The sequence below is a fragment of the Arthrobacter globiformis genome, assembly GCF_046536215.2.
GTDB classification, from domain to species: Bacteria; Actinomycetota; Actinomycetes; order Actinomycetales; family Micrococcaceae; genus Arthrobacter; species Arthrobacter globiformis_E.
This window is the reverse complement of the sequence record NZ_CM143421.1, coordinates 1,864,704-1,886,077: the sequence shown is the minus strand read 5'-3', so window position 1 is coordinate 1,886,077 and position 21,374 is coordinate 1,864,704. Positions and strand designations below refer to the sequence as shown.

At 65.0% G+C, this 21,374-nt stretch carries 18 protein-coding genes and 1 pseudogene; 8 read left to right on the top strand and 11 right to left on the bottom strand.

Annotation, left to right across the window (positions count from 1 at the left end):
- Nucleotides 1–11: 11 nt before the first annotated feature.
- Complete coding sequence (locus R5O87_RS08375) at nucleotides 12–1,136, bottom strand: ABC transporter permease (RefSeq protein ID WP_410554476.1); 1,125 nt, start codon at nucleotides 1,134–1,136, stop codon at nucleotides 12–14.
- A gap of 176 nt (nucleotides 1,137–1,312) precedes the next feature.
- On the opposite strand from R5O87_RS08375, the gene R5O87_RS08370 reads away from it, so the two are divergent.
- Both R5O87_RS08370 and R5O87_RS08365 read left to right on the top strand, forming a co-directional pair.
- Nucleotides 1,313–2,623: a sensor histidine kinase gene (locus R5O87_RS08370; protein ID WP_410554475.1), complete on the top strand. Its 1,311-nt coding sequence runs from the start codon at nucleotides 1,313–1,315 to the stop codon at nucleotides 2,621–2,623.
- On the top strand, nucleotides 2,620–3,279 hold the full coding sequence (locus R5O87_RS08365) for a response regulator (RefSeq protein WP_410554473.1): 660 nt from the start codon (nucleotides 2,620–2,622) through the stop codon (nucleotides 3,277–3,279). Before R5O87_RS08370 ends, R5O87_RS08365 begins: the two co-directional genes overlap by 4 nt.
- Before the next feature lie 28 nt (nucleotides 3,280–3,307).
- Here the strand turns inward: R5O87_RS08365 and R5O87_RS08360 are convergent, their stop codons facing one another.
- The 6 genes from R5O87_RS08360 to R5O87_RS08335 all read right to left on the bottom strand — a co-directional run bounded on the left by R5O87_RS08360 (nucleotide 3,308) and on the right by R5O87_RS08335 (nucleotide 7,184).
- Nucleotides 3,308–3,697: a hypothetical protein gene (locus tag R5O87_RS08360; RefSeq protein ID WP_410554472.1), complete on the bottom strand. Its 390-nt coding sequence runs from the start codon at nucleotides 3,695–3,697 to the stop codon at nucleotides 3,308–3,310.
- A gap of 51 nt (nucleotides 3,698–3,748) precedes the next feature.
- Entirely contained in the window at nucleotides 3,749–4,072 is a 324-nt protein-coding gene (locus R5O87_RS08355; RefSeq protein ID WP_410554471.1) for a hypothetical protein, read from the bottom strand.
- A gap of 60 nt (nucleotides 4,073–4,132) precedes the next feature.
- Nucleotides 4,133–4,954 carry a hypothetical protein gene (locus R5O87_RS08350; protein WP_410554470.1) on the bottom strand — a complete coding sequence of 274 codons (822 nt, stop codon included), beginning with the start codon at nucleotides 4,952–4,954 and terminating at the stop codon, nucleotides 4,133–4,135.
- A complete protein-coding gene (locus tag R5O87_RS08345) occupies nucleotides 4,951–5,499 on the bottom strand; it encodes an RNA polymerase sigma factor (protein ID WP_410554469.1) in 549 nt (182 codons plus the stop codon). Before R5O87_RS08345 ends, R5O87_RS08350 begins: the two co-directional genes overlap by 4 nt.
- 102 nt (nucleotides 5,500–5,601) lie before the next feature.
- Nucleotides 5,602–6,333: a hypothetical protein gene (locus R5O87_RS08340; protein ID WP_410554468.1), complete on the bottom strand. Its 732-nt coding sequence runs from the start codon at nucleotides 6,331–6,333 to the stop codon at nucleotides 5,602–5,604.
- 161 nt (nucleotides 6,334–6,494) lie between these two features.
- Nucleotides 6,495–7,184 carry an ArsR/SmtB family transcription factor gene (locus tag R5O87_RS08335; protein WP_410554467.1) on the bottom strand — a complete coding sequence of 230 codons (690 nt, stop codon included), beginning with the start codon at nucleotides 7,182–7,184 and terminating at the stop codon, nucleotides 6,495–6,497.
- Nucleotides 7,185–7,286: 102 nt separating this feature from the next.
- Between R5O87_RS08335 and R5O87_RS08330 the strand changes: the two genes are divergently transcribed.
- The 4 genes and pseudogenes from R5O87_RS08330 (at nucleotide 7,287) to R5O87_RS08315 (ending at nucleotide 10,286) form a co-directional block, all read left to right on the top strand.
- Nucleotides 7,287–7,772, top strand: a complete 486-nt coding sequence (locus R5O87_RS08330; RefSeq protein ID WP_410554466.1) for a hypothetical protein — start codon at nucleotides 7,287–7,289, stop codon at nucleotides 7,770–7,772.
- A 145-nt stretch (nucleotides 7,773–7,917) separates the two neighbouring features.
- Nucleotides 7,918–8,049 (top strand): annotated as a pseudogene (locus R5O87_RS08325) (MFS transporter); the annotation flags it as partial.
- 181 nt (nucleotides 8,050–8,230) lie between these two features.
- The gene (locus R5O87_RS08320) at nucleotides 8,231–9,745 is read left to right on the top strand and encodes an MFS transporter (RefSeq protein ID WP_410554465.1); all 1,515 of its coding nucleotides are present in this window, start codon (nucleotides 8,231–8,233) and stop codon (nucleotides 9,743–9,745) included.
- Nucleotides 9,746–9,854: 109 nt separating this feature from the next.
- Nucleotides 9,855–10,286, top strand: coding sequence for an ester cyclase (locus R5O87_RS08315; protein ID WP_410554464.1), 432 nt, complete (start codon nucleotides 9,855–9,857; stop codon nucleotides 10,284–10,286).
- A gap of 328 nt (nucleotides 10,287–10,614) precedes the next feature.
- On the opposite strand, the gene R5O87_RS08310 is transcribed toward R5O87_RS08315, so the two are convergent.
- Nucleotides 10,615–11,322 carry an EcsC family protein gene (locus R5O87_RS08310; protein WP_410554463.1) on the bottom strand — a complete coding sequence of 236 codons (708 nt, stop codon included), beginning with the start codon at nucleotides 11,320–11,322 and terminating at the stop codon, nucleotides 10,615–10,617.
- A gap of 1,600 nt (nucleotides 11,323–12,922) precedes the next feature.
- Here R5O87_RS08310 and R5O87_RS08305 point away from each other — a divergent pair.
- Both R5O87_RS08305 and R5O87_RS08300 read left to right on the top strand, forming a co-directional pair.
- Nucleotides 12,923–13,390 (top strand): hypothetical protein, encoded by a 468-nt coding sequence (locus tag R5O87_RS08305; RefSeq protein ID WP_410554461.1) that lies wholly within the window; start codon nucleotides 12,923–12,925, stop codon nucleotides 13,388–13,390.
- A 35-nt stretch (nucleotides 13,391–13,425) separates the two neighbouring features.
- On the top strand, nucleotides 13,426–13,596 hold the full coding sequence (locus R5O87_RS08300; RefSeq protein WP_410554460.1) for a hypothetical protein: 171 nt from the start codon (nucleotides 13,426–13,428) through the stop codon (nucleotides 13,594–13,596).
- Between the two features lie 66 nt (nucleotides 13,597–13,662).
- Here the strand turns inward: R5O87_RS08300 and R5O87_RS08295 are convergent, their stop codons facing one another.
- The 3 genes from R5O87_RS08295 to R5O87_RS08285 form a co-directional block, all read right to left on the bottom strand.
- A complete protein-coding gene (locus R5O87_RS08295) occupies nucleotides 13,663–15,018 on the bottom strand; it encodes a hypothetical protein (protein WP_410554458.1) in 1,356 nt (451 codons plus the stop codon).
- Between the two features lie 213 nt (nucleotides 15,019–15,231).
- A complete protein-coding gene (locus R5O87_RS08290; protein ID WP_410554457.1) occupies nucleotides 15,232–18,516 on the bottom strand; it encodes a UvrD-helicase domain-containing protein in 3,285 nt (1,094 codons plus the stop codon).
- Nucleotides 18,513–21,341, bottom strand: a complete 2,829-nt coding sequence (locus R5O87_RS08285) for a PD-(D/E)XK nuclease family protein (RefSeq protein WP_410554456.1) — start codon at nucleotides 21,339–21,341, stop codon at nucleotides 18,513–18,515. Before R5O87_RS08285 ends, R5O87_RS08290 begins: the two co-directional genes overlap by 4 nt.
- Nucleotides 21,342–21,374: the final 33 nt, after the last annotated feature.

The following is a 21,374-nucleotide window of genomic DNA, read 5'->3' as shown; positions in this document are numbered from 1 at the left end:
GTCGGGCGGCGCTAGTTGCCGCCGAGGGCGATCAGCGCGTCCACCTTCGCGACGCGACGGACGGCCAGCACGGCACCCGCCAGACCGAGGACCACGATCCCGAGCACCGGAAGCAGCGTGGTGGCAGGCGTCAGCAGGAACGGCGCGGCCGTGGCGGCGAAGGCACCGCCCAGGACGCCGAGCGCGCCGCCGGTGCCGGCGCCGGCTAACAGGACGATCGCGGCCTGCGTGAGAGCGTCCCGCAGGACGTAGGAGCCGGAGCCGCCCAGGGCTTTCAGGACCGCGACGTCGCGGGTGCGCTGCACTGTCCACACGGTCAGGAAGGCCACGATCACCAGCGCGGAGATGCCGTAGAGGAAGGCCTGCATCAGCATTAGCGAGCCGTTCTCGCTCTTGTAGGAGCCCAGGGCCTGGAAGGAGCCGGTGCGGGACGCGGAAACGGTACGGGCTGCGGCGTTCGCCGCGGACTCGTCCACGCTGCTGCCGTCCCGGTACGTGACGGCTAGGACCGTTCCCAGCTGCTGCGGATCCGTGACGTGTGCCAGCCGGGACCAGTCGGGAAGTGCCGTCCAGACCACGCTGGTATGGGAGTACCACTGGTCCTCGACCACAGCACTGACGGTAAGGTCCCTGCCGCCGACGCTAACCATGTCGCCCACGCTGAGCGCGAGGTCCCTGGCCAGAGTGCTGCCGACCACCACGGTGCCGGGGGCGACGGCGGCCGGCGCCAGCCCGCCGTCGTCCGCCACACCGAAGACGGCGACGTTCGCCGTGCCGCCCGCGGCGGATCCTGACCCGCCCGCCTGCAGGCGGGACTGGCTGATCCCCACGGCTTCGGCGCTTTCCACGCCGGGGACGCGCCTCCACTTGTCCAGCTGCGCTGCGGTGACGGAGCTGTCGGTGTAGGACGCCGTGGGTTCGCCCGTGCCGGGGGCACCGAAGACGATGGTGTCCACCGGCTTGGACGCGCCGCCAGAACCGGTGCCCAGCTTGGCGATGGCCGACGTCGACTGGTCGCCAAGTCCGGCCGTAAGCCCGGAGAGCATGACCAGGAGCAGCGTAATCAGGGCGACGACGCCGCCCATGAGGGCGAAGCGGCCCTTGGCAAAGCGGATGTCGCGGAGGGCAAGAAACACGATGGCACTTCTTTCGGTTGATGGGCGGCGGGTCGGAAAGACCCCTGTATCCACTCTCCGGTTTGAACCGGCTGCCAGCATGGGGGAGAAGGATGATCCGCGCAGGAAGGACGGTTGATGCCGGAGTCAACCGATCGGTTGATCCGGCCCACAACGCCGCGGCATAAGCTGGAACAATGTCTGCCCCGCCGTCCGGCCCCGCGATCCTGCTCTTCCTGCGGGTCACTCTCCACGTCGGCTTCGCCGTCCTGCTCGGGGTGGCCACCCTGGGGCAGCTGACGGGCGGCGGTGCTAACGGCAGCCGGTACTGGTGGGCCGCGGTTGCCGCGGTGTTGGCGGGGGTCTACCTGGCCGGCACCCTGCTGGAGAAGCGTTTCGCCGCGGGCAAATCCGGCTTCGATCCCCGGCGGTACGCGGTGCTGTGGCTGGGGATCGTCACAGTGCTGTGGGTGGTGCTGCTGGCCTGCAGCGCCGACTTTTCCTGGCTGGCGTTCCCGCTGTTCTTCCTCCATCTGCACGTCCTGCCGCGGCCCGTGGCCCTGGCCACCATCGCGCTGCTGACGGCGGCGGTGATCGCCTCCCAGTGGGCGGCCAGCGGGCAGGCCGCCCCGCACGTGGCCATCGTGCTGGGGCCCGCAGTGGGCGCGGCCTTCTCCGTGGTGACGGGGCTGGCATACCGCGCGCTGTATCGGGACGCCGAGAACCAGCGCCGCGCCGCCGATGAGCTGCGGCGCACCCGCGCGGACCTGGCCAAAACCCAGCACGACGCCGGTGTGCTGGCTGAGCGGGAACGGCTCGCCCGGGAGATCCATGACACCCTCGCACAGGGCCTGTCCAGCATCCTGCTGGTGGCCCGCGCCGCCGAGAAATCACTGCACGACGGCGATGCCGCCACCGCCGGAGAGCACCTGGCCCTGGTGCAGCAGACCGCCGCGGACAACCTGGCGGAGGCGCGGCACTTCGTGCGCGGCCTCGCCTCACCCCAGCTGCAGGAATCCTCCCTGGTCGAAGCACTGCGCCGGCTCTGCAGCGAAACCGAGGCGCTCGCCGCCGCCCGGGGCTCGGGTCTGCGGTGCCGGCTGGAGGTGGAGGACGGGCCGGCGGAGCTGCCGCAGCCCTACACGGTGACGCTGCTGCGGGCCGCGCAGGCGAGCCTGGCCAACGTGCGGGAGCACGCCCACGCGGGGACGGCGGTGGTCACCCTGTCGTTCCTCGGCAACGAGGTGACCCTGGACATTTTCGACGACGGCATTGGCTTCGACCCTGCCGCGGTGCGGCCAGTGGAGGACGGGACGACAGACGGGAGCACGGACGGCCGGCCGGACGGGCGCGGCTTCGGACTGCGCTCGCTGCGGGAGCGGGTGGCCGTGCTGGGCGGCTCGCTCGACGTGGAGTCGGCACCGGGCGAGGGAACAGTCGTGGCGGTCCGGCTGCCGCTGGACGGTTCGCTGGACGCTGCCCCGAACGGTCCGGAGGAGCTGGCGTGAAGGGCGAGATCCGGGTGCTCTTGGTAGACGACCATCCCGTGGTACGGGCCGGCCTTCGGGCCATGCTCACGGAATTCGAGGGGATCTCCGTGGCGGCAGAGGCCGCCCACGGGGACGCGGCGCTGCAGGAATTAGAGCGCCTCAACGCGCTGGGTGAGCGGGTGGACGTGGTGCTCATGGACCTGCAGATGGGCGCCGGCATGGACGGCGTGACCGCGACGTCGAAAATCCGGCTGCTCGATCAGGCGCCGCCGGTGCTCATCCTGACCACCTATGACACGGATGCGGATATCCTCGCCGCCGTTGAGGCCGGTGCCAGCGGCTACATGCTGAAGGACGCGCCGCCGGAGCAGATCCGGCAGGCCGTCATCGCCGCCGCGGCCGGGGAAACGGCGCTCGCGCCGAGGGTCGCCGCGCTGCTCATGGGCCGGATCAGCAGCCCCGCCCCGGCTCTCACACCGCGCGAGGTCCAGCTGCTCGAGCGGCTGGCCACGGGGCTGTCCAACCGTGCCATCGCCAAGGAAATGTTCATTTCCGAGGCCACGGTGAAAACACACCTGGTGCACATCTACGGGAAGCTCGGCGTGGACAACCGCACGGCAGCCATCGCCGTGGCCACCGAGCGGCGGATCATCCGGGGGCCGGGTTCGCGGTGACCGGCAAGGCCGCCGGCCGGGAGCGGACTTAGTCCTGTGGCAGGCGGTCAAACCCGGCGTGGAGGTCCCGGACAATGACGGCGGCGTCGCCTAAGAGCCTCGCCTTGGCGTGCAGCTGTGCGACGAGCTCCTCGGTCGGGCGGCCAAATACCTCGATCGACCGCATCTTAATAAACGGGGCAATGGGCGAGAATTTGGGCCCCGCCACCTGCATGTGAAACTCCAATGACGCCACGTCCGGATGAAAGTGCAGGACGCTCATCGTGGAACCGTCCGCGGAGATGTAGACGCGGTAGGCGAGAATCCTGGGCTCATTCACCTCCACGAAGGCGGCCAGCTCCGCCATGGCCGCCTTGAGTTCGTCAAGCTTTCCAGCCCGGACCTCGGATGTGTCCAGATAGGCGATAAAGCCATCCATCCCAGACTCCCGATGTAACTGGGCCGGGCAAGAGGTCCGGCGGCAGGCAGCCTACTGGCCCAGGCGCCGGTTGCGTGCCAGCCGCGCCAGGCGGCTGAACGCAAAGATAAAGATGGTCTCGGTGAGCACCATCAGCCCCAGCAGCAGCCATTGCCCGCGGCTGATAAAGAAGACGGCGCCGGTGAGGACCAGAACGGTTCCAAGCGCCAGGGCGTAGACGGCAAACCCGAGGGCCACCCTTGCACTGCGCACGCCGGTGCGGAAGCCAAAGCCCTGCGGCTGTCCGCCGGGCAGTCCCCGGACGCGGTCGGGTTCCGCGGGAGGGAGCCGGTCGAACTCCTGCCACAGATCCTCGTCGTGATCGCGATCGGTCATGCTTCCATTATCCCGCGCCCGCTCCGGGTGTGGGGAAGACGGGTCAAGGTCGACGGCGGCCTACCGCCGGTAGCCCTGAGACGCGCCGTTGTTGGGCTCGCCGGCATCCTGCAGGGTTTCCAGTTGCCCGGACCTGTCGTTTCGGCTGCCGCCGTCGTTCCGTACCTGGCCTTTCGCGTTTCCGTTGCCGCGTTTCCCGTCCGTCGCTGACCGGTTTGCCCGGGACGGACTGCCGTTCCCGCGGGAGGCGCCGGGGACGGTCGGCTTGCCGCTGTTCCGCGGCGTCGCTGAACCCGTGCCGCCGTTCTGCGGCGCCCGTCCGTGCCTCGGCGCAGTGGAGGCTGTCGGCCGGTCACCGGCGGTAGGTTCCGCCGTCGGAACTGAAACAGGTGCCGGGGCTGCGGGAGCCGCCGCCGTTCCGGCGGGGGAGGGAACGACGGCGGGTGCGGGTTCTGGTGACTTCGCCGGCGAGGCGGGGGCCGGCGTCGTCGGTGTTGGTTCGAGTGGGTTGGTGAAGGAACTGAAGATGGCCCTGATGGTTCCTTCTGCCTGGCTGCGCAGGCCGTCGTTCCCGGCGGCCGCGCCGCCGGCGATTCCGAGGGAGGCCGCCACAGCCAGCGATGTGAAGACGGCGCGCTTCTTCCGCCGGTTCCTGCGGGGCCAGTCCGCCAGGCTGATCACGTCGGCTGGGGCGGACTGTCCCATCAGCGCGGCCACCTCCGGAGAAGGCTCCGGCACCTCAGTAACCCGAAGGCTGCGCATCTCCAGCAGCATGGCCCGCAGCTCGGCGTCGTCCGTAATGCCCGACTCGGCGAGCAGCCCGTCCACGCAGCGCTCGTCGGCGAACCGGCGTGCTTCACGCTTTCTGTCCCCATTAGTCATGACGCACCCTCTTTCCATGAGGAACGGAGTTTCCTGAGCCGGCACAGCGCCCGGCGTTGAAGTTGCTTGATGGCACCCGGGGTCTTGCCCATGATCTCCGCCGTTGCCTCGAGGGAGAGGTCCGCGATGATCCTCAGGACCAGGACCTCCTGCTGGTCCTGCTGCAGCGTGCCGAGCAGTTCGTTGACGTTGGCCGAACTCTCCGCCGCCAGCACCTGCTCCTCGGCGGACGCGGCACAGCGTGGGTCCGCGTCGGCGTCGTAATCGGTGGTGACAGGGGCCCTGACGCGGCGTCGGTGCTCGTCCACGTACCGGGCGTGCGCGATGGAAAAGACCAGGTTCTTCAGCCCCCTTGGCCCTCCGCGCACCTGCCCGAGCTGCGGGTAGAGGGCCAGGAAGACCTCCTGCGTCATCCCTTCCGGATCCTCCACGTCGCGTGCCCGCAGGTAACTCAGCACAGCCGGTGAGAACTCGCGGTAGGCAGCGCAAAAGGCGCCCTCGTCAATCTGACCGGGCGCCTTCGCCTCATTCTTGACTTTGTGCATCCGCCCCCCGTGACAGATGCCCAGCCTCGGGCACGTTGTGGATGGCCGCCGGGCCGGAATCCCCCCAGACATCCCGGCCCCTGCGGTACCCCTGCTGACAGGTTACCGGTGGCCGCGCGAATTCTGATGCGAGTTTCCGGAGTTGTTCGAGTTTCCTCGGTTGTCCGAGTTGCCGGGGCCGCCGTTGCTGGCCGGGGCTGGGCCCGGGCGCTGCTGCTGCACCTGGTCCTCGCCGGAATCATCTGCAGAGGTGCCGGTCGAAGTTCCGGAGGTCTCGCCGTCGTCCGTCCGGTCACTGTCCCGCTTTATGTCCCTCAGGCCCCTGACGTCGGCGCAGTAGGTGACGATGTTGCTCTTGCCGCCTGCCGCCCTCACCAGCGCGGCGTACGCTGTCGACGTGGAGTTCAGGCCGCCGTGGCTGAAGGCATTGCAGAGTCCGAAGGCTGCGGGGCCGGTGGCGTCCGGGCCCTTGGCGGCTGAGGTGGCCGGTGTCTCCGGTTCCTCGGACTCAGTGGGTGACGGGCTTGGTGCGGCCGTCTCAGTTTCGGTGGGCGTCGGTGACTCGGTTTCTGTCGCCGTGGGGCTGGGTGACGGTGATTCCGATTCAGTTTCCGTCGGCATCGGCGACGGCGACTCCGTCTCCGTGGGGCTGGGCGTCGGCGTTTCCGTTTCGGTGGCCGTGGGCGACGGCGACTCCGTCTCCGCGACCAGTGCTGCGGAGCCGTCGGGCAGTGACACCGCGACGGCGGCCACCGCCGTCCCGCCTGCCACCAGCGCCCCGGCGGCGAGCACTGTTACTGCGAGCTTGTTTCCTGAATAAGTGAACAAGGACATGAGACCCTCCGTTGACGAATTTGCGATTGCGTTCAACTTGCGGTTTTCCCCCCGCACTGACTGGATCGAAATTCCAGTCACAAAGGTTACGGGTTTTGTAAATCTTTTGCGGCCGGTGCCTCACTCCCTTGTTCGTGCCGGGAACCGTGGGGGCGTATCCTTTATCCCGCACCGCCGCGGGGCCTGACCGTGGCCTGCTCGACCGGGAGGCCGGCATCCCTCCACTCGGGGAAACCTTCCTCGAGCCGCAGCGCCTGGCGCCCGTCGTCCGCAAGCTGCCGCACGGCGTCGTCCGCGTATACGCAGTAGGAACCGCGGCAGTACGCGACGATTTCTTTTTCGCTGGGAATCTGTTCGAGGCGGGCCTTCAGATCAGATATGGGGACCGACAGGGCGCCCGGGATGTGTGCGGCGTCGTATTCTGGGCGCGGCCGCACGTCGAGGACGATGACGTCACCCTGCTTCAGGCGCCGCTGCAGCTCCTCCCGGCTGATCGTGCCCAGGCCCGCACGGTCGCCCAGGTAGGAGAGCGCCAGCTGGCCGAGTTCCCCGACGTGCGCTTCGGCCGTATCGCGCAGCGCCCGCCACAGCCGCTCCACGGAGGGGCCCGCCAGGGAGTAGTACACGCGTGTCCCCGACCGGCGGGACGTGATCACCCCTGCCCGCAACAGGCGCTGCAGGTGCTGGGAGGTGTTGGCGACGCTTTGCCGGATCTCCCCGGCCAGCTCCTCCACCGAGCGCTCGCCTTGGGCAAGGACGTCGACGATTTCCGCTCTGCGGCCGCTGGACAGCGCCCGCGCCGCTTCGACGAGGGCATCAAAGAGCGCCTCCTTCGCCTTGTGGCTTCCCATGCCAAGCCTCCTCCACCCTTATTCAAGCATCTTCTTGACAAGAGTACCGCGCCGGGAGTCTTATTCAAGTATCTACTTGAATAAGAAAGGAGAGTGGGGCACATGGCCACCATTCAGACGTCCCAGACTCAGCCGCGCCTCCGCACCGGAGCCGCCCTCATGGCATTGTCCGGTCTGGGATTCATCGGTTACGGCGTGATCTTCTTCGTCCTGAACTTCACGGACGCTTTCCTCGAGCTGGGCATCGGCCCGGAGCAGGTGGACAAAGGCAAGGAACAGATCGAGGCCTTCAGCCCGGAGCTGTACCACTACATCAGCCATTTGCAGATCGCGCTCAGCGGATTCATCGCGGCCGTCGGGCTCGCCGTCGCAGCCCTGTCGTGGTACGGAGTGCGCCGCGGCGTGCGGTGGGCCTTCGTCACGGCCATCGTCGTGCCGGTCGTCGCCCTTGGCGTCGCCCTGCCGGCCCACTACCCGTGGGGCTTTGCGACGCTGGGCCATCTAGGCCTGATCTACCTTGCCCTCGTCATCTTCCTCGTGGGGGCAGCGATCGCGTTCAGCGCTATGAGAGGCCATGCGAGGGCTTAGCGTCTGACGCCGCCGACCATATGCGGCGCGGATCAGGGACGTGAACGAGCGTGAACCGGGGCCGGCGCGGCCCACGGATCCTGGCCTTCGGCCGGGCCAACAGGTCCACCGGCCGGGACGCGGGCACGCCCCCGGCCCAGGGCCGGTGCTGGGATTGCGCCAGAACCTGGCCCAGTTCATGCTGCTCGTCGCTGTCAATGCCCTGGTCGGCGGCACGCTCGGCCAGGAAAGGACCGTCCTGCCCCTGCTGGCCACGGAGACCTTCCACCTCGACCTGACACCAGCGCGTACTGGAAACAGAACGACGACGGCGGCCCGGGCTGAGCGGGCAGCCTGCGGTTTTCGTTGTTGTGTCAGTTTGCCGGTGGGAAGATGGTGGGGAGTTGGGCACTAAGTGGGGGTGCCGGCAGAACGGCGGCGCGTGTCCAGTCCGAGCAGACAGGGACGGTGACCGAGCCATGACAGAGCACCCATTGCAGCGGCGGCGGCTACGCCTGACCGACATCAACGTTGTGGACCACCGCACCCTGCGGAAGGCGCTGGGCGGCACCATCGTGGGCAACACGATGGAGTGGTATGACGTCGGCGTGTTCGGTTACCTGATCACCACCATGGGCCCGGTCTTCCTGCCGGAGGCGGACAGGGCCGTGCAGAACCTGTTCCTGCTGGGGACCTTCGGCGCCACGTTCATCGCCCGGCCCCTGGGAGGGATCTTCTTCGGCTGGCTGGGGGACAAGATCGGCCGGCAGAAGGTCCTGGCCATGACCCTGATGATGATGGCCGGGGCGACGTTCGTCGTCGGCCTGCTTCCCGGGTACGCGGTGCTGGGCATCTGGGCCGCAGTCCTGCTGGTGGTCACCAAGCTGGTCCAGGGCTTCTCCACCGGAGGCGAGTACTCCGGCGCCACCACGTTCGTCTGCGAGCACGCACCGGACCGCCGCCGCGGCTTCTTCGTGAGCTTCCTGGACATGGGCAGCTACCTGGGGTTCGCCCTGGGCGCCGCACTGGTGTCCGCACTCCAGCTGATCCTCGGCCAGGGGCAGATGGAGGCATGGGGCTGGCGCATCCCGTTCCTGATCGCGGGCCCGCTGGGCATCGTGGCCATCTACTTCCGGATGAAGATCGAGGAGTCGCCCGCCTTCAAGGCCACCCAGGAGGCGGAAGTTGTGGCCGCCCAGCACCACGAGACCGGCGACGAGCTCCGTCCCGTCGGCCCGGTGGGAATCTTCCGGGACCACTGGCGTCACATCCTGCTGGCCATGATCCTCGTGGCCGCCGGCAACACCGTGGGTTATGCCCTCACGTCCTACATGCCCACGTACCTCACCACCAACAAGGGGTACGACGAGATCCACGGGACGCTGCTGACGGTTCCGGTGCTGGTGGTCATGTCGCTGTGCATCCCGCTGACTGGGCGCCTCTCGGACCGGATCGGCCGCCGTCCCGTGCTCTGGATCGGGGCCCTCAGCACGGTGGTCCTGGCGCTTCCCGCGTTCCTGCTGATCTCGATCGGAACCGTTCCCTCCACGCTCGCAGGCCTGGCCATGGTCGCGTTTCCGGTGGCCTTCTTTGTCGCCATTCTCGCCTCGGCGCTGCCGGCACTGTTCCCCACGGCGCACCGCTACTCCGCCATGGGCATCGCCTACAACTTTGCCGTGGCGCTCTTCGGAGGGACGGCTCCGTTCATCATTGCCGCGCTCATCCAGGCGACAGGCAACGACCTGATGCCGGCGTACTACCTCATGGCGACGTCGGCCATCGCGGCGGTCGCCATCTACTTCCTGCCGGAGTCCGCCAAGCGGCACCTGCCGGGATCCATGCCCAGCGTGGATTCGGACGACGCCGCCCGCGAGCTGGTGGCGACTCAGGACCGGAACCCGCTGCTGGAGATGGATTCGCTGCCGTTCGACAGCAGCTACGAGGAGGCGCGGGCGGCGCACGGGGACCGACCCAACAGGCCGACGGTAATGTGAACTGGACGGCTGAGCCGTCTCAATTCGGGCCTTAGCAACTGAGCGTTGACTACGGCCCGGGACTGCCTACCATGAGGCGCATCGGGACATTTCAAGGAGGAGATGTGTGATGTCACGCGCAGAAGTAGAGCAAATTGACGACCGCGGCATGGCGGCCTGGGACCAGCACGACACGGCGGCGTTCGCCGGCCTGCTGGCCGATGATTTCACCTTCGAGGACATCATGGCGCCGGAGCCGTTCCACACCCGGGAGCAGGTGAAGGCCTACATGGAGGCATGGTACGAGGCGTTTCCGGACCTGCACGCCAGAACCACCAGAAGGGTGGTCAGCGATGACGAGGTGGCGGGGGAAATCGAATTCACCGGCACCAATACCGGGCCGCTGCACATGGGGGACAAGGAAATTCCAGCCACGGGCAAGTCGGTGACCGGGACGGGGACGTACTTCGCCTCCGTCAGGGACGGAAAGATCGTTTCGTTCCGCGCCCATCCGGACGTCGCCTCCATGATGGGGCAGCTGGGGCTGATGCCCGGGATGTGACCTAAAGGCGCGATCCAAACAGAGGGGGACCAGTTCACGAACTGGTCCCTTTTCACTGCCGAAGCGCCGGCCCCTCGGCTTCCGTCTCCGGAACGGCGGAGTCTTGCCAACCGGGCTCCTTGCGGTCCGGCGGATAAGCGTACCTCCGGCCGGCCACTGTAATGACAAGCGCGACGGCGACCGGCAGGGCCGCGGCGACGGGCACCGTGAGCGGACCGGTCCGCACCGGGCGACGGAGGCACGAGAACAGCAGCTTGCATATATGAACCCGTCGAAAATAGGACCGAGCAGTCGAGGAACTGCTCGGTCCGATAGTCGTCTAGTATCGCTAGAGCTCCGTCACTCCGACGGCGTCCGCGGCCGGGAAGTTTTTCTTCGCCCAAGCGCCGACGGCGCGAGTGCTGGTGAAGTTGACGCCGCCGCCGATTACCCCGCCTACAACGGGCGCGAGCTTGGTTAGGTTCACGATGCCCTTGGTCCCGGCCTTGGTGATCAGCCGGAAGCCGACTTTCTTGTTGATCTCGATGAGAACCCGGCCGGGGACCTGCTTGATGGCGCTGACGGCGGACTTCGTGCCGATCTGGACGCCCGCCTGCGCCAGAGCCTCGGTCGCTGAGGATCCGACCAGTGAGATAAGGACGACGGAGCGGACTTCCTCTGAGCGAATGTCATACCCGCGCAGGTGCGCGATCGCACCGGCAAGGCGCGCCTGGGTGAGCCACAACGCCGTGAAGTCAGCCGGCAGCGTGACGGGCAGGGTGATCAGCCCGCCGAGCCCGGCCAGGAAGCCAGCGCCTGAGGTGATCCGGAGGTGCGTCGCGATAAGCCGCTCAATGGCCTTCTCGACGTCGCCGTGTTTCGCTAGGTGCTCCTCCGCTACCTGGACCGATCCCTTCCACGCGCCCATGCCATCGACGCCGACGTTGCAGATCTTGTCGCTGACTTCCAAGGCCTTGCTGCTGAGGCGCTCGAGCCTCGTTGGATCGGCCGTCGCCTGCTCGTCCTCGACCAGGACCTCGAAATTGTTATCGCTCATGGGACGACAATAGCGGACAGGACTGACCTCCGAAGTCCGTACGAAAGTATAGGCTCTCGCCGTCTTCGAAGCGATGCCGTTTCTGCCTCCTCCACGGACCATCTGGCAAGGAATTTGTCACACTCGTCGTTCGCGAGGGATGCCGTCTGCGGGCGGCCGTTTCCTTGACATTGCACCGCTTCGAATGCCAAATCCACGCCGCTGCTACGGCCGCAAGTGCCCCCCGCCGCACCGTGCAGAAGTTTACAAAAGTTGCATAGTGCGAAGAGTTTTTTGTAACTGCCGCCGTTGTCGCTACCCGTAGATACATTGCAGCCATGACCAATGAAGTGAAGCCCGCAAAGAAGCGGCAAGCTGTCCGCAGATGCCCAGTTTGCGGGCACGAGTCCTGGCGGATTACGTACGGCATGATGCTGTCCGACGCCATGGCCGAGTATCAGAAGACGGAGTTTGCCGGTTGCTGCCCGACCGAGGAACTGCGGATCTATCCCGCCACCGGTAAGGTCGAATCCGGCGTACCTAAGTGGGCATGCCAGAACCCGGGGTGCCGGCACCGCTGGTGGTGACGGCAGGCGCAGCGGTCCTAACTAGGCCGCCGGGACCATCCAGAATGCGGCGTTGGCGGTGTTGCCGGGGTCGGCGCTCCCATGAGTGATGCGAACCGAAACCGGTCCCGCTTCTATGTCCAGTTTCACGCGCGCTGTAGTTCCGCAGTTGATGGGCACTTCACGCGTTGTTCCTCCCCGAAGATCGGGCTGCGAGACGGCGAGCGAAGCTTTGAGCATTCCCACGCATTCAGCGGTGACCGTGTAGCTTCCCTTCGGCATTTCAGTCGCCGACGCCCCCAGTCCGCTATCGCCCAGTCCGCCTGATCCGCCCAAGACAAGACCGTCAGGCGGGTGGCCCATGCGCTTTTCCAGCTGCGCCTGGTTTCTGACTCGGACCCGGGCAAGAACGGGGTCGTCCGATTGCACGGGAGAAAGCACCGGCGGGGAGATTGCGGCCGGAGTGTCGATAGGAGCCAGGCTGGTCTGTGGCACGGGCGGGGGAGCTGACGGAGAGACGACAGCTGACGGGTCACCCGAAGGCGGGCTGGCGTCCTGGTACTCACATGCACTGAGTGCGATTCCGCAGCTGGCCATAACCAGCAAAAGCGCGAAAGCCCGAGACCAACGGTTTCCCCCATGCGTTGCCATGCGCCAACCCTATCGGCATAGACGGCGGTTTCGTCCCGCTGGGGTGGACTCGACACTGAACGGGCACGCCAGCAAGCGGCAATATCGGCCAAGCTATTCTTGGCAGAGCATTCTCCTCGCGTTCTCGTACTTTCCTGCAAGCCGCCGACGGTCTTAGGGTTCCAGACGCGCTGTCCGCTCCGGATCGGTGTTGTCTGTAAGGTCCGCCAGTTTCCTCGGACCGGGTAAGAAGGACGACGGCGGCAATCACCTCGTCGCTGATTCCGGGGGCACTCAGGTCGTCGGCGGTGATGCCGCAATCTTCAATGACGGCGTGCAGACAGGCCGCCGCTATGCCCCGACCGGAAAAATGTCAGTGGGGACTGTGACTATGAGGGCATCGGTTAGAGATGAAAGGCACGGACATGCTGGAGACGATCACACGCCTCGAAACCTCGCTGGAGCTGATGCTGGAGCTTCAGCCCGAGGAATGCCTGGAGTGGAAAGCCGAGGTGAATGGCCGGTACACAGGGTGGCACAACGTGGAGTCGGCCTCCCATCTCGTTGCCCTCATCCATGGGGTATCCAACGCAGGTGATTGGCTGGTCGTGCAAACCAGGGCTCTCGATTATCAGCACTTCGGGAGGTACGCCCAGGTCATGAGCACAGGAAGTGGTTACCACGTAGAGGTTGCTGTAGTCAGCAGTGGAGTCACCAACAACTGGCGCGTCGGGCTGGGACTCCAGGCAGATGACGCAGGAAACGAGCCACGTGCAGGGGTCGCTCCGTCACAGAACCTGAGCCTGGCTGAAGCTTCGGATGTGATGGTGTCCTGGCTGAACGGCCACGGGCTGCCGCTGGGCTACGGCGCGGCACTCCACGTTCATAGCTAATCCGGCGACCGAGAATGTGGAGCCGAAAGGCTACCGTGGGCGACCTGCGCAAGGTCCATGAGGAGTCGAAGGATAAGCAGTACGTCTCCAGCCTCGACTGGATCGCCAGCGGAGCCTTCGTGGACCGGGGGCAGCCTGACGACACGCCGCTGTTCCCCCGATTCATGCCCATCAATCCAAGTGGCAGAACGGCTCCGATGAACTAGATCGCGGCCAGCAACCCCGAGAGGCTTACTGGTCGCGGCCTGCAGGAGAGTACGCACGGCCGGCGGTCAGGCCTCCTCAGCCTTACTCGTCAGTCTTTTCGTCGTCTCAGCTCCGGCGGAGCCTCGCTCGCCGATCATGCTGGAAAGCTTATCCCTCACCGATCTGGCTCGGTCGAGGGTCTCGTTGCCGAGGCGTCCAGCTGCATCGACGCCCTCTGTGCCCGTCTCAAGCGCCTTGTTTCTCACCGTTTTGGCTCGGTCGAGGGTTTCGTGGCCGAGGCGACCTGCGGCATCAATTCCCTCTGCTCCCGCCTCGAGCGCCTTGTCCCTCACTTCCGCCACCGCGTCTAGCCATCGTCTCGCCTCCAACGACGCACGGCTGTCCGCGATCCCGAGCCTCCCGTGAAAGTCCACGACGCCGGTCGCGACATAGTTGCTCGAATGCACGACTGCCCGGGATGCAGTCGGATGCAACAGCACCTTCGTGTTGGCGGTGGAAGCCGCCGCATCCATGCGGGCCATCAGTCGCTCTGTGCTCCGCGCGATGAGTTCCAACCGGTTCTGCCGCGCAGCCCTCAGAGCGAGGCGATGCTGGTCCAACTCATCCGGAGTTGCGTCCAGCACACGATCGAGTTCGAGCACGGCGATCGCGTCTTGCAGCTGGAAGCAACGAGCCAGAACGGCGAGCCACTCCTGAACTTTGATCTCGGCTTCCTTGGCGGTCGTGGCGAGATCACCCACTTTCGTTTTTTGCTCCAATTTCTCCGCGAGTGCCTCGAGCTGACGCAGTGTGTACGCCTGGGTCCGCGCGATCGTCATCGACGTGGTCTGCACCTTTGACCACGTAACCTCAGAGACGCGGCCAACCTGCTCTCGAATTGTCATAGCCTCGTCGATAACGAAATCCACGCCGATCATGTCCGCTAACACAGCGTCCTTTTGGGCACGGAGCACGTCGTCGACCTTCTCATCGATCGTCGCGAGATAGTCGGTGATCTCATCCATGGTTTGTTGCATCGCAAATTGCGCCATGATCCCCGCGGCACCGGCCAGAATCGCCGGGTTAGTCACAAACGATCCGGGCCCCTTAGCGAATTGGACGATTGCTTTGATCCCTTGGCCCTGGCCCTTCGCCTGCACCACACCTAAGCTCAGCCCCGTCTTCGAACTTTTCATTAGCCCGTACTTCTTGATGGCCTGCGCGGACTCCTCGGTGAGTTTCACCCAGCGACCTGAGTTGGCAGCAATCTCAGAACCTAGCTGCGTGACTCCAACCGCGCTACCGAGGGCGGTCCCGAGCCGCTGCAGTCCGAGATCCTTCGACGGCAGTCCCTCAGACACCAGGAAGCGTTCTACAGCCGCCGGATCACCGATGACCGCCAAGCCATCACCGTCACTGATCAGCTGAATCTCATTTTCCATTGTTGACTCCTAAAGCTTTGGCGGGGAAAGCGGCATCTCTGAATAGAGTGAAGTCGAGGTGGACGCGGCGGCCGCAGTTTTGGTGTGAGTATCCGAACCGGATACCACCGCGAGGTACGCGAGTAGGTGCTGGGAGCATACCGAACTGGCACGTGGGACTGGGCCTTTTATCCGACTTCGCATTCATCAGTGAGCCGAAGTGCTGTGGCGCCATTACTTCTGTTCCGCGCGGCGTCGTCGAAAGACCTCGGATTGTCCAGGCCTGCAGAAGATCAAGGTGAGCTCACTCACTGTCTGCCCGGTGATTCGCTCCAGAATGTGCGCGTAGGTCGACAACTGACGCCAATATGCTGCCATTGTTTCCTGCTTGACGCTGATGTCTGTCTTGAAATCGGCAATGACCAAGCTTCCGTCGTCCTCGCGATACATCAGGTCGATTACGCCTTCGAGTGTCACGCCCTCAAGTGACGTGACAGTCGGAAGCTCTATCCAGTGCTCCCGGCCGGCAGCCCTCTGAACCGACTCGCTCCGCAGGACAGAACGGGCACGCTGGGCGAGGCCGGCAGCATCCTTGAGACCCGCTGCGCTGGCGACCCTTTCGGCCAGGGCCTCAAAATTCTCAGTCTCACGAAGGTCGGTCAGCTCCAGCAGCCTGTGCAATGCAGTTCCGAAGTCCGTGCCGTGGTCCCCTCCTGGCTCCGCGAATGACGGTAACTGCGCGCCGTTATCGACACTCACAAACCGCGTCGCCCCATGAGGCTCTGAACCCTTCTGTCCGTTGGCGGCGTCCTTTGCCATGGCCGTGACCGAAGTGGCGGACACTAACGCCGAGGACTTTTGCCAAGTCTCGCGGCGTTGCTCCCAGGCCCCGTACGGCTCAACTGGCAAGACCTCGTGAGGCGTTCTGCTCAGTAGAGGCATGTCCTCGGGGATATGAAGATCCGGTGCTGAAGCGGCATCTTCTGCGTCCTTGAGGAACTGGCCGAGGCTATTCTTGGCGTTCACGTAGTGGGAGACGATCAAGTGGCTTTCCGCCCGGGTGCAGGCAACGTAGAGCAGACGGCGTCGCTCGGCGTCGTCGAACAGCTTTTCCACGCCCTCAGCGCTGCCGTATCCAGCTGACCGGATATCGCCGATGAAGTGCACTTGCAGTTGCGACTTCTGATCCCAGAGGGCAGCGGACTTCTGATTGTTGGGACCGGATCCGGTGCCGGCCAGAATCACCATGGGGAATTCCAGACCCTTGGAGGCGTGGATGGTCATGACACGCACGGCCTGGACGTCGGTCTCCGGCACCACAGCTTCCTTGACCCGCGAATTGTCCTCCTGCTGCACGCCAGCCCACACTAGGTAGTCGCGCAGTCCGCCATGTGTGGCTTCCGTCCAGGCCCTGGCCTGGTCAATCACGAAGCGGAGCCTGCGCCAGACGTCGCGGTAACGGGGGGCGTCGATTGCTGCCTCCAGTATGCGCCGGTCGCTAACCAGACGCTCCATGATCTCAGCGGGGGTCAGGACTTCGATGTCACGGCACAGTGCGGCAAGGTACTGAAGGGAGCGCGCTACGGTGGAGTCTTTTACCGCATCCGGCGCGGTGGAGAAGAGGTTCCAACGGCCCCCGGCTTTCTTCCACTCGAACAATTCATCATCGCCGCAGCCGAACATCGCCGACCGAAGGGCCAGCACAAGTGCGGCTTCGTCCGCCGTGTTTGAAATTGCCCGCAACGTGAGCAGCAGGTCAGTGACCTCCTGTGTCGAGTAGACCAGCGACGAGGCCTCTGCCCGGTACTCGATGCCGGCGTCATCAAGCGCGTCTTCGAGGGCGGCAAGGGACGTGCGGGTGGGGATCAGGACGCAAATGTCCTTCAGCTGGATCGGTGAACATGTGAAATCGCCGGAGCGCTTGCTTTGCTTCTGCCACGCCGGCAGCCCTGCGGTGCCGGTCGCGATTCTTATCGCAGCAGCAACGTCGGCTGCCTCCTGCCGGCGCATGTCGTCAGCTGAGACCTTCCCCGATTCGCCAGGCTGGGCACCTGCGCGGCCGATAACGGAGACAGCCGGACCGTTTTCTTCGCTCCAGTCGGGGCGTTGCGGATCGGGCGTCAGCGCGTGGTACTCAGGCTGAATGGTCCCGCTCGGCTTGATGAGCTGCCCGAATGTGGCGTTGATCCAATCGAGGAGGCGTCCGGTTGACCGGAAGTTGGTCTGGAGCGACGCGATTGCCGAGCTTTGGTCGTTGGAGAAGCGCTCCTGGGCCGCCAAGTAGGTGGCAATGTCCGCCCTACGGAAACGGTAAATGGATTGTTTGGGGTCGCCCACTGTGAACAGCCGGCCTGCAGGGATGGCTAGCTGCTCCCACCCATCGGGTCCACACACGACGTCGGCTGAGATCCGGGCGGCCAGTTCCGCCTGAATAGGGTCCGTGTCCTGGAACTCGTCCAGCATGATGCAGCGGTAGCGATTGTGGAGCGCAGCATGCACAGCCTGCTTGTCGTCGCCGACCAGCAGGTCCCGGGCGTGGATGAGGAGATCGTGATACTCCAGCTCGCCGCTGTGCTGGCGTTCGCGTGCAGCCTGCACGAGTACCTCAGCCATGGCGGCTGTGACCGTTTCGACGGCGGGTTCGACGAAGCTGTTACGGAGGGCGATAGCCTGATCGGCCAGGTCCTTGCAGGAGGTTCGCACGTCGGCGACGTTAATGGACCAGTTGCCTTTTTGCCCGCCGCCGAAGCCCTTCTGCGGAACAGAGTGCAGGAGCTCGAGCACCAAGCCGAGTTCCCCGGTCTCGGCCTCGGCCAGGCGGCCGTGCCAGCTCCTGATGAGTTCGAAAGCGGTGAACAACTTGTCGGCCGGATCCGTGCAGTGATCAGCGTGTGCGAGGACCTCGGCAGTCTGGCGCAGGATCGGGCCAAGATCCACAGCCGGGATGTGCCGCTTCCGGGGAGGGTGGCTTTCCAGCCGGTCCCAGTTCGCGTCTAAGTCAGCGGCCACATTCTGCAGGTGGTCCAATGAAACGCCGACGGCGAGGATGATGCGGAGGGCGTCGTCGAGGGACGCGTCAGTGAAGAGTTTTTGCCGGGCCGCTTCCCACCGGCGCGTGAAGGCGATCTGGGACCGCAGCTCGTCCACCACAGTGATTAGGGGCGGCACCCCGGCTTCGATGGGATGTTCGCTGATGATCCGCGCTGCGAAGGAGTGGATGGTACCGATAGGAGCAGTGTCCAACTGATTCAGCGCCCTAAGGCGCAGTTCCGTGGGGCTTGCATCGGACAGCCGCCGGCGGACTCGCTCCCGGAGCTCACCCGCCGCCTTTTCCGTAAAGGTAATGGCGGCGACGCTCTTGAGTTCGACGCCGGCGTCGACCATCGCGCAGATGCGCTCGACAAGTTCATGCGTCTTGCCACTGCCTGCGCCTGCTTCGACGAAGATGTTGGCTTCGAGCTCCTGCTCGATCAGCGTGCGGTCTGTCTGGTCGGTGAGTTCCAGGACTTGGGATTTCATTTCTCCGCCTTCAGGAGCTGGGCATACGGCTGGAGTTCGTGGGCGTTTTGAAGCTTTAGCCACTGCTGGCCAAGCTCCTGTGCCCCCATCATTGTGGTGAAGTTGACGTAGCGGTCAGACTCGGGCCGAGGGGGGAATACCCCGTTCCGCAGCGCCGACATGATGAGGCCGGTGTCTTCGCGGAGCTGCTCCACGACGTCGTCAGTCACGGTGTAGCCGATCTTCGCGAAGTTGCCGGCCTTGGAGATGAACCAGTATTCGGCGGCGACAGGTGACTGCGGGTCTGCGAGCGTCCGCGCGAACAGGCCGTAAACCGGAAGCTGGTACCGGGTACCGTCCGCGGTGGGATGGTTTTTGAGTGGTGCGTACTTGTCCGCCTTGCCGGTTTTGTAATCGATGACTTTGACGGTGCCGTCGGCATTCCGGTCGATCCGGTCCACCTTTCCCCGGAACCGGATCACGGTGCCGTCGTTGAGCGCCAGTTCGACTGGCGGGTGGCTATCGGTGTCCTCCGGCCCGAAGCTTGCCTCCTCGGCGAGGTAGCTCCAGCCCTCGGTACGGCTGCCGTGGTCCTCAGCTGCTACCCGCTGCAGGTCTTGGCGGATCATGGCCTGATTCCGCTCCCAGACGTGACTGAGCCACGCAGGGTTGGCGAATTCCTCAAAGGCGGCATCTGCCAGCTCCATGAGGCGGTCCGACGACGGGGGAAGGCCGTCTTTGGTGATGCCGCGGACGTAGTCTTCCAGCACTTGGTGAACGAGAATGCCCCGCTGCTGAGGCGAAACCTGAACCTCCAAGGTGACGTCTTCCAGGATGGTCACCTTCAGGACGTGCTTGATGAAGTAGCTGAGCGGACTGGTCACCCAGTCCTCGAGGCGAGTCGGCGACAACGCCTTTTCCGCTTCAACGATGGTCCCCGCATGGGTTCCGAGATTGCCGTTGAATCTGGAGAAGATGCCGTCGCGCCGGTCCCGGGTCGCAGTGAGTGCCTGCTGCAGCGCTGCATCATCCCGAAGCGTCGCCGTACGGTCCTCGGCCGTGAGGATGCGTCGTAGCCGCCACTCCTGGGCCGTTGGGGGAAGGGCGGCCTTCGCTGGGGAACCGTTCTCTATGCCGTGGGCGAAGGACTGCAGTTCCTTGTCGGGACGTGCGATTAGCCATCGGGAAATCTGGTAGCTTCCGGATCCACGCAGGTCCCCGCGGGGGCTCATGACGATACGCTCTAATCCCGCGGCTAGGGCGGCGAAGAACTGCTCCTTGCTGGCTTCTGCCCGCTGCTCCACAGTGGGGAGACCACAGGCCATCATTGCCCTGACGGTGTCCGGAAGGAGCGGGTTCTCCCGGATTCTAGCTGGCGCCAGTCCTTCGGCCGCTCCGACGAGGAACAGCACGTCCAAATCCCTGGCAACGGCGTCGGCGTAGCTGCCGATGACGACTCCGGTTCCGCTCTTCCCGGTCCAGCCACCCTTCGAAGCTACCGCCTCCTCCATTGCACTTTGCACAAGCGATGGGTGAGGCTGCGGGCCGACCAGGTCCAAGTGCCGGAGGTCAAAAGCGGCCTGGCTCAAGGCGTCACGGGCAGCCGCCTTCTCCGGCCGTTCTGTCGCTGTACGCGGCCCCATGAAATCTTCAAGAAGCGAGATCATTCCGGCTGACGCGTGGCCCCAGGTCCCGCTGGTGTGGATCTGCTCAAGCCGGGCTGCGAGTGCCGTGACAAAGGATTGAAATATTTCGAACTGCTCAAGTTGACGGGCTCGGCTATCCGAGCTCTTTTCTCCGGTCTCGTCCTCCGCCGGTGGACTGGCGTGCAGCTTTTCACAGACGGCGCTGCTGGGCAGCTTCTGTTCCTGCCAAGCGAACGTTCCTTCCGCGTGTATGTTCAGGATGGCGCGCGTGTCAGGTTGCTGAGGATCGAGTTTCAGTAATTGAAGAAGACCGCGGGCTAGCGGCGAGTCGCTGAGCCGATGGGCTGCCGGACCGACGAAGGTTATTCCCGAGTCAGTAAGCCGCTGGGACAGCAAGGCGGCGTAGGGCCGGGAGGTTGAGTGGAATATTCCGATGCGGTGGCCAGGAGTGCCCGCTGCCAGCTTTTCGACGACAAGCCGGACGACAGCGCGGACTTCGTCATCGGCATCCGACGCTGTCGTCAGGGTTGTGATGTCACCCTCGGCACCGGACGCAGTGATGCTCTGCATGCCGGTCTCCTCGAGGCTTCGTCGGAAGGAAGATTCGGAGGGGCGGGGCTCCGTTCCGAGCATGAAGCCAATGACAGTACCAAGCCGTCGTTGTACTGAGTTGGTTCCAAGTTTCTGGCCCGCGAGGAAAAAGGCGTCATGGTCGGTGTACCACTTGGAGGCCAGCGCCTCCTTGGCTGTCCCATGGATCCGGAGCACTTCATGCGTGAGCCCTGGAAGCGCGGGATCGGTTGGATCCGGTGCGGCATCCAGCAGTTCGGCTGTCTTAGCGATTGCGCTGGCCGTGGCGGGCCGGTCGGCAACCTCCTTGAAGAGACCCGGAGCATCATTTAAGACTTTGCTGACAGCGCCCAGCCTGAGGACCGGCAGGAGCGGACTCCTTCCATTTAGCGCTGGGTCGTCGGCGATGAGCTCAGCTGCCAGGTCCTTCAAGGTGAAGGCTCTGATGCCGGCACTTCCCGCACCTGAGTTCAGCGTCCGGCCGAGGTACCTGGTTACGTCTAAGCCGGAAGCGTGGGACGGGACCAACACGGTGACAGGCGCCAGAGGGTCCGTGGCCTGTGCATGGCCGATGACTGCGGCGAGCTCAGCCAAGGCGTCGCTTACCGAAGAGAAGTTACTGCAGGTCATTTCGTTCCCTCATCCTGACGTTTCGAACAACAT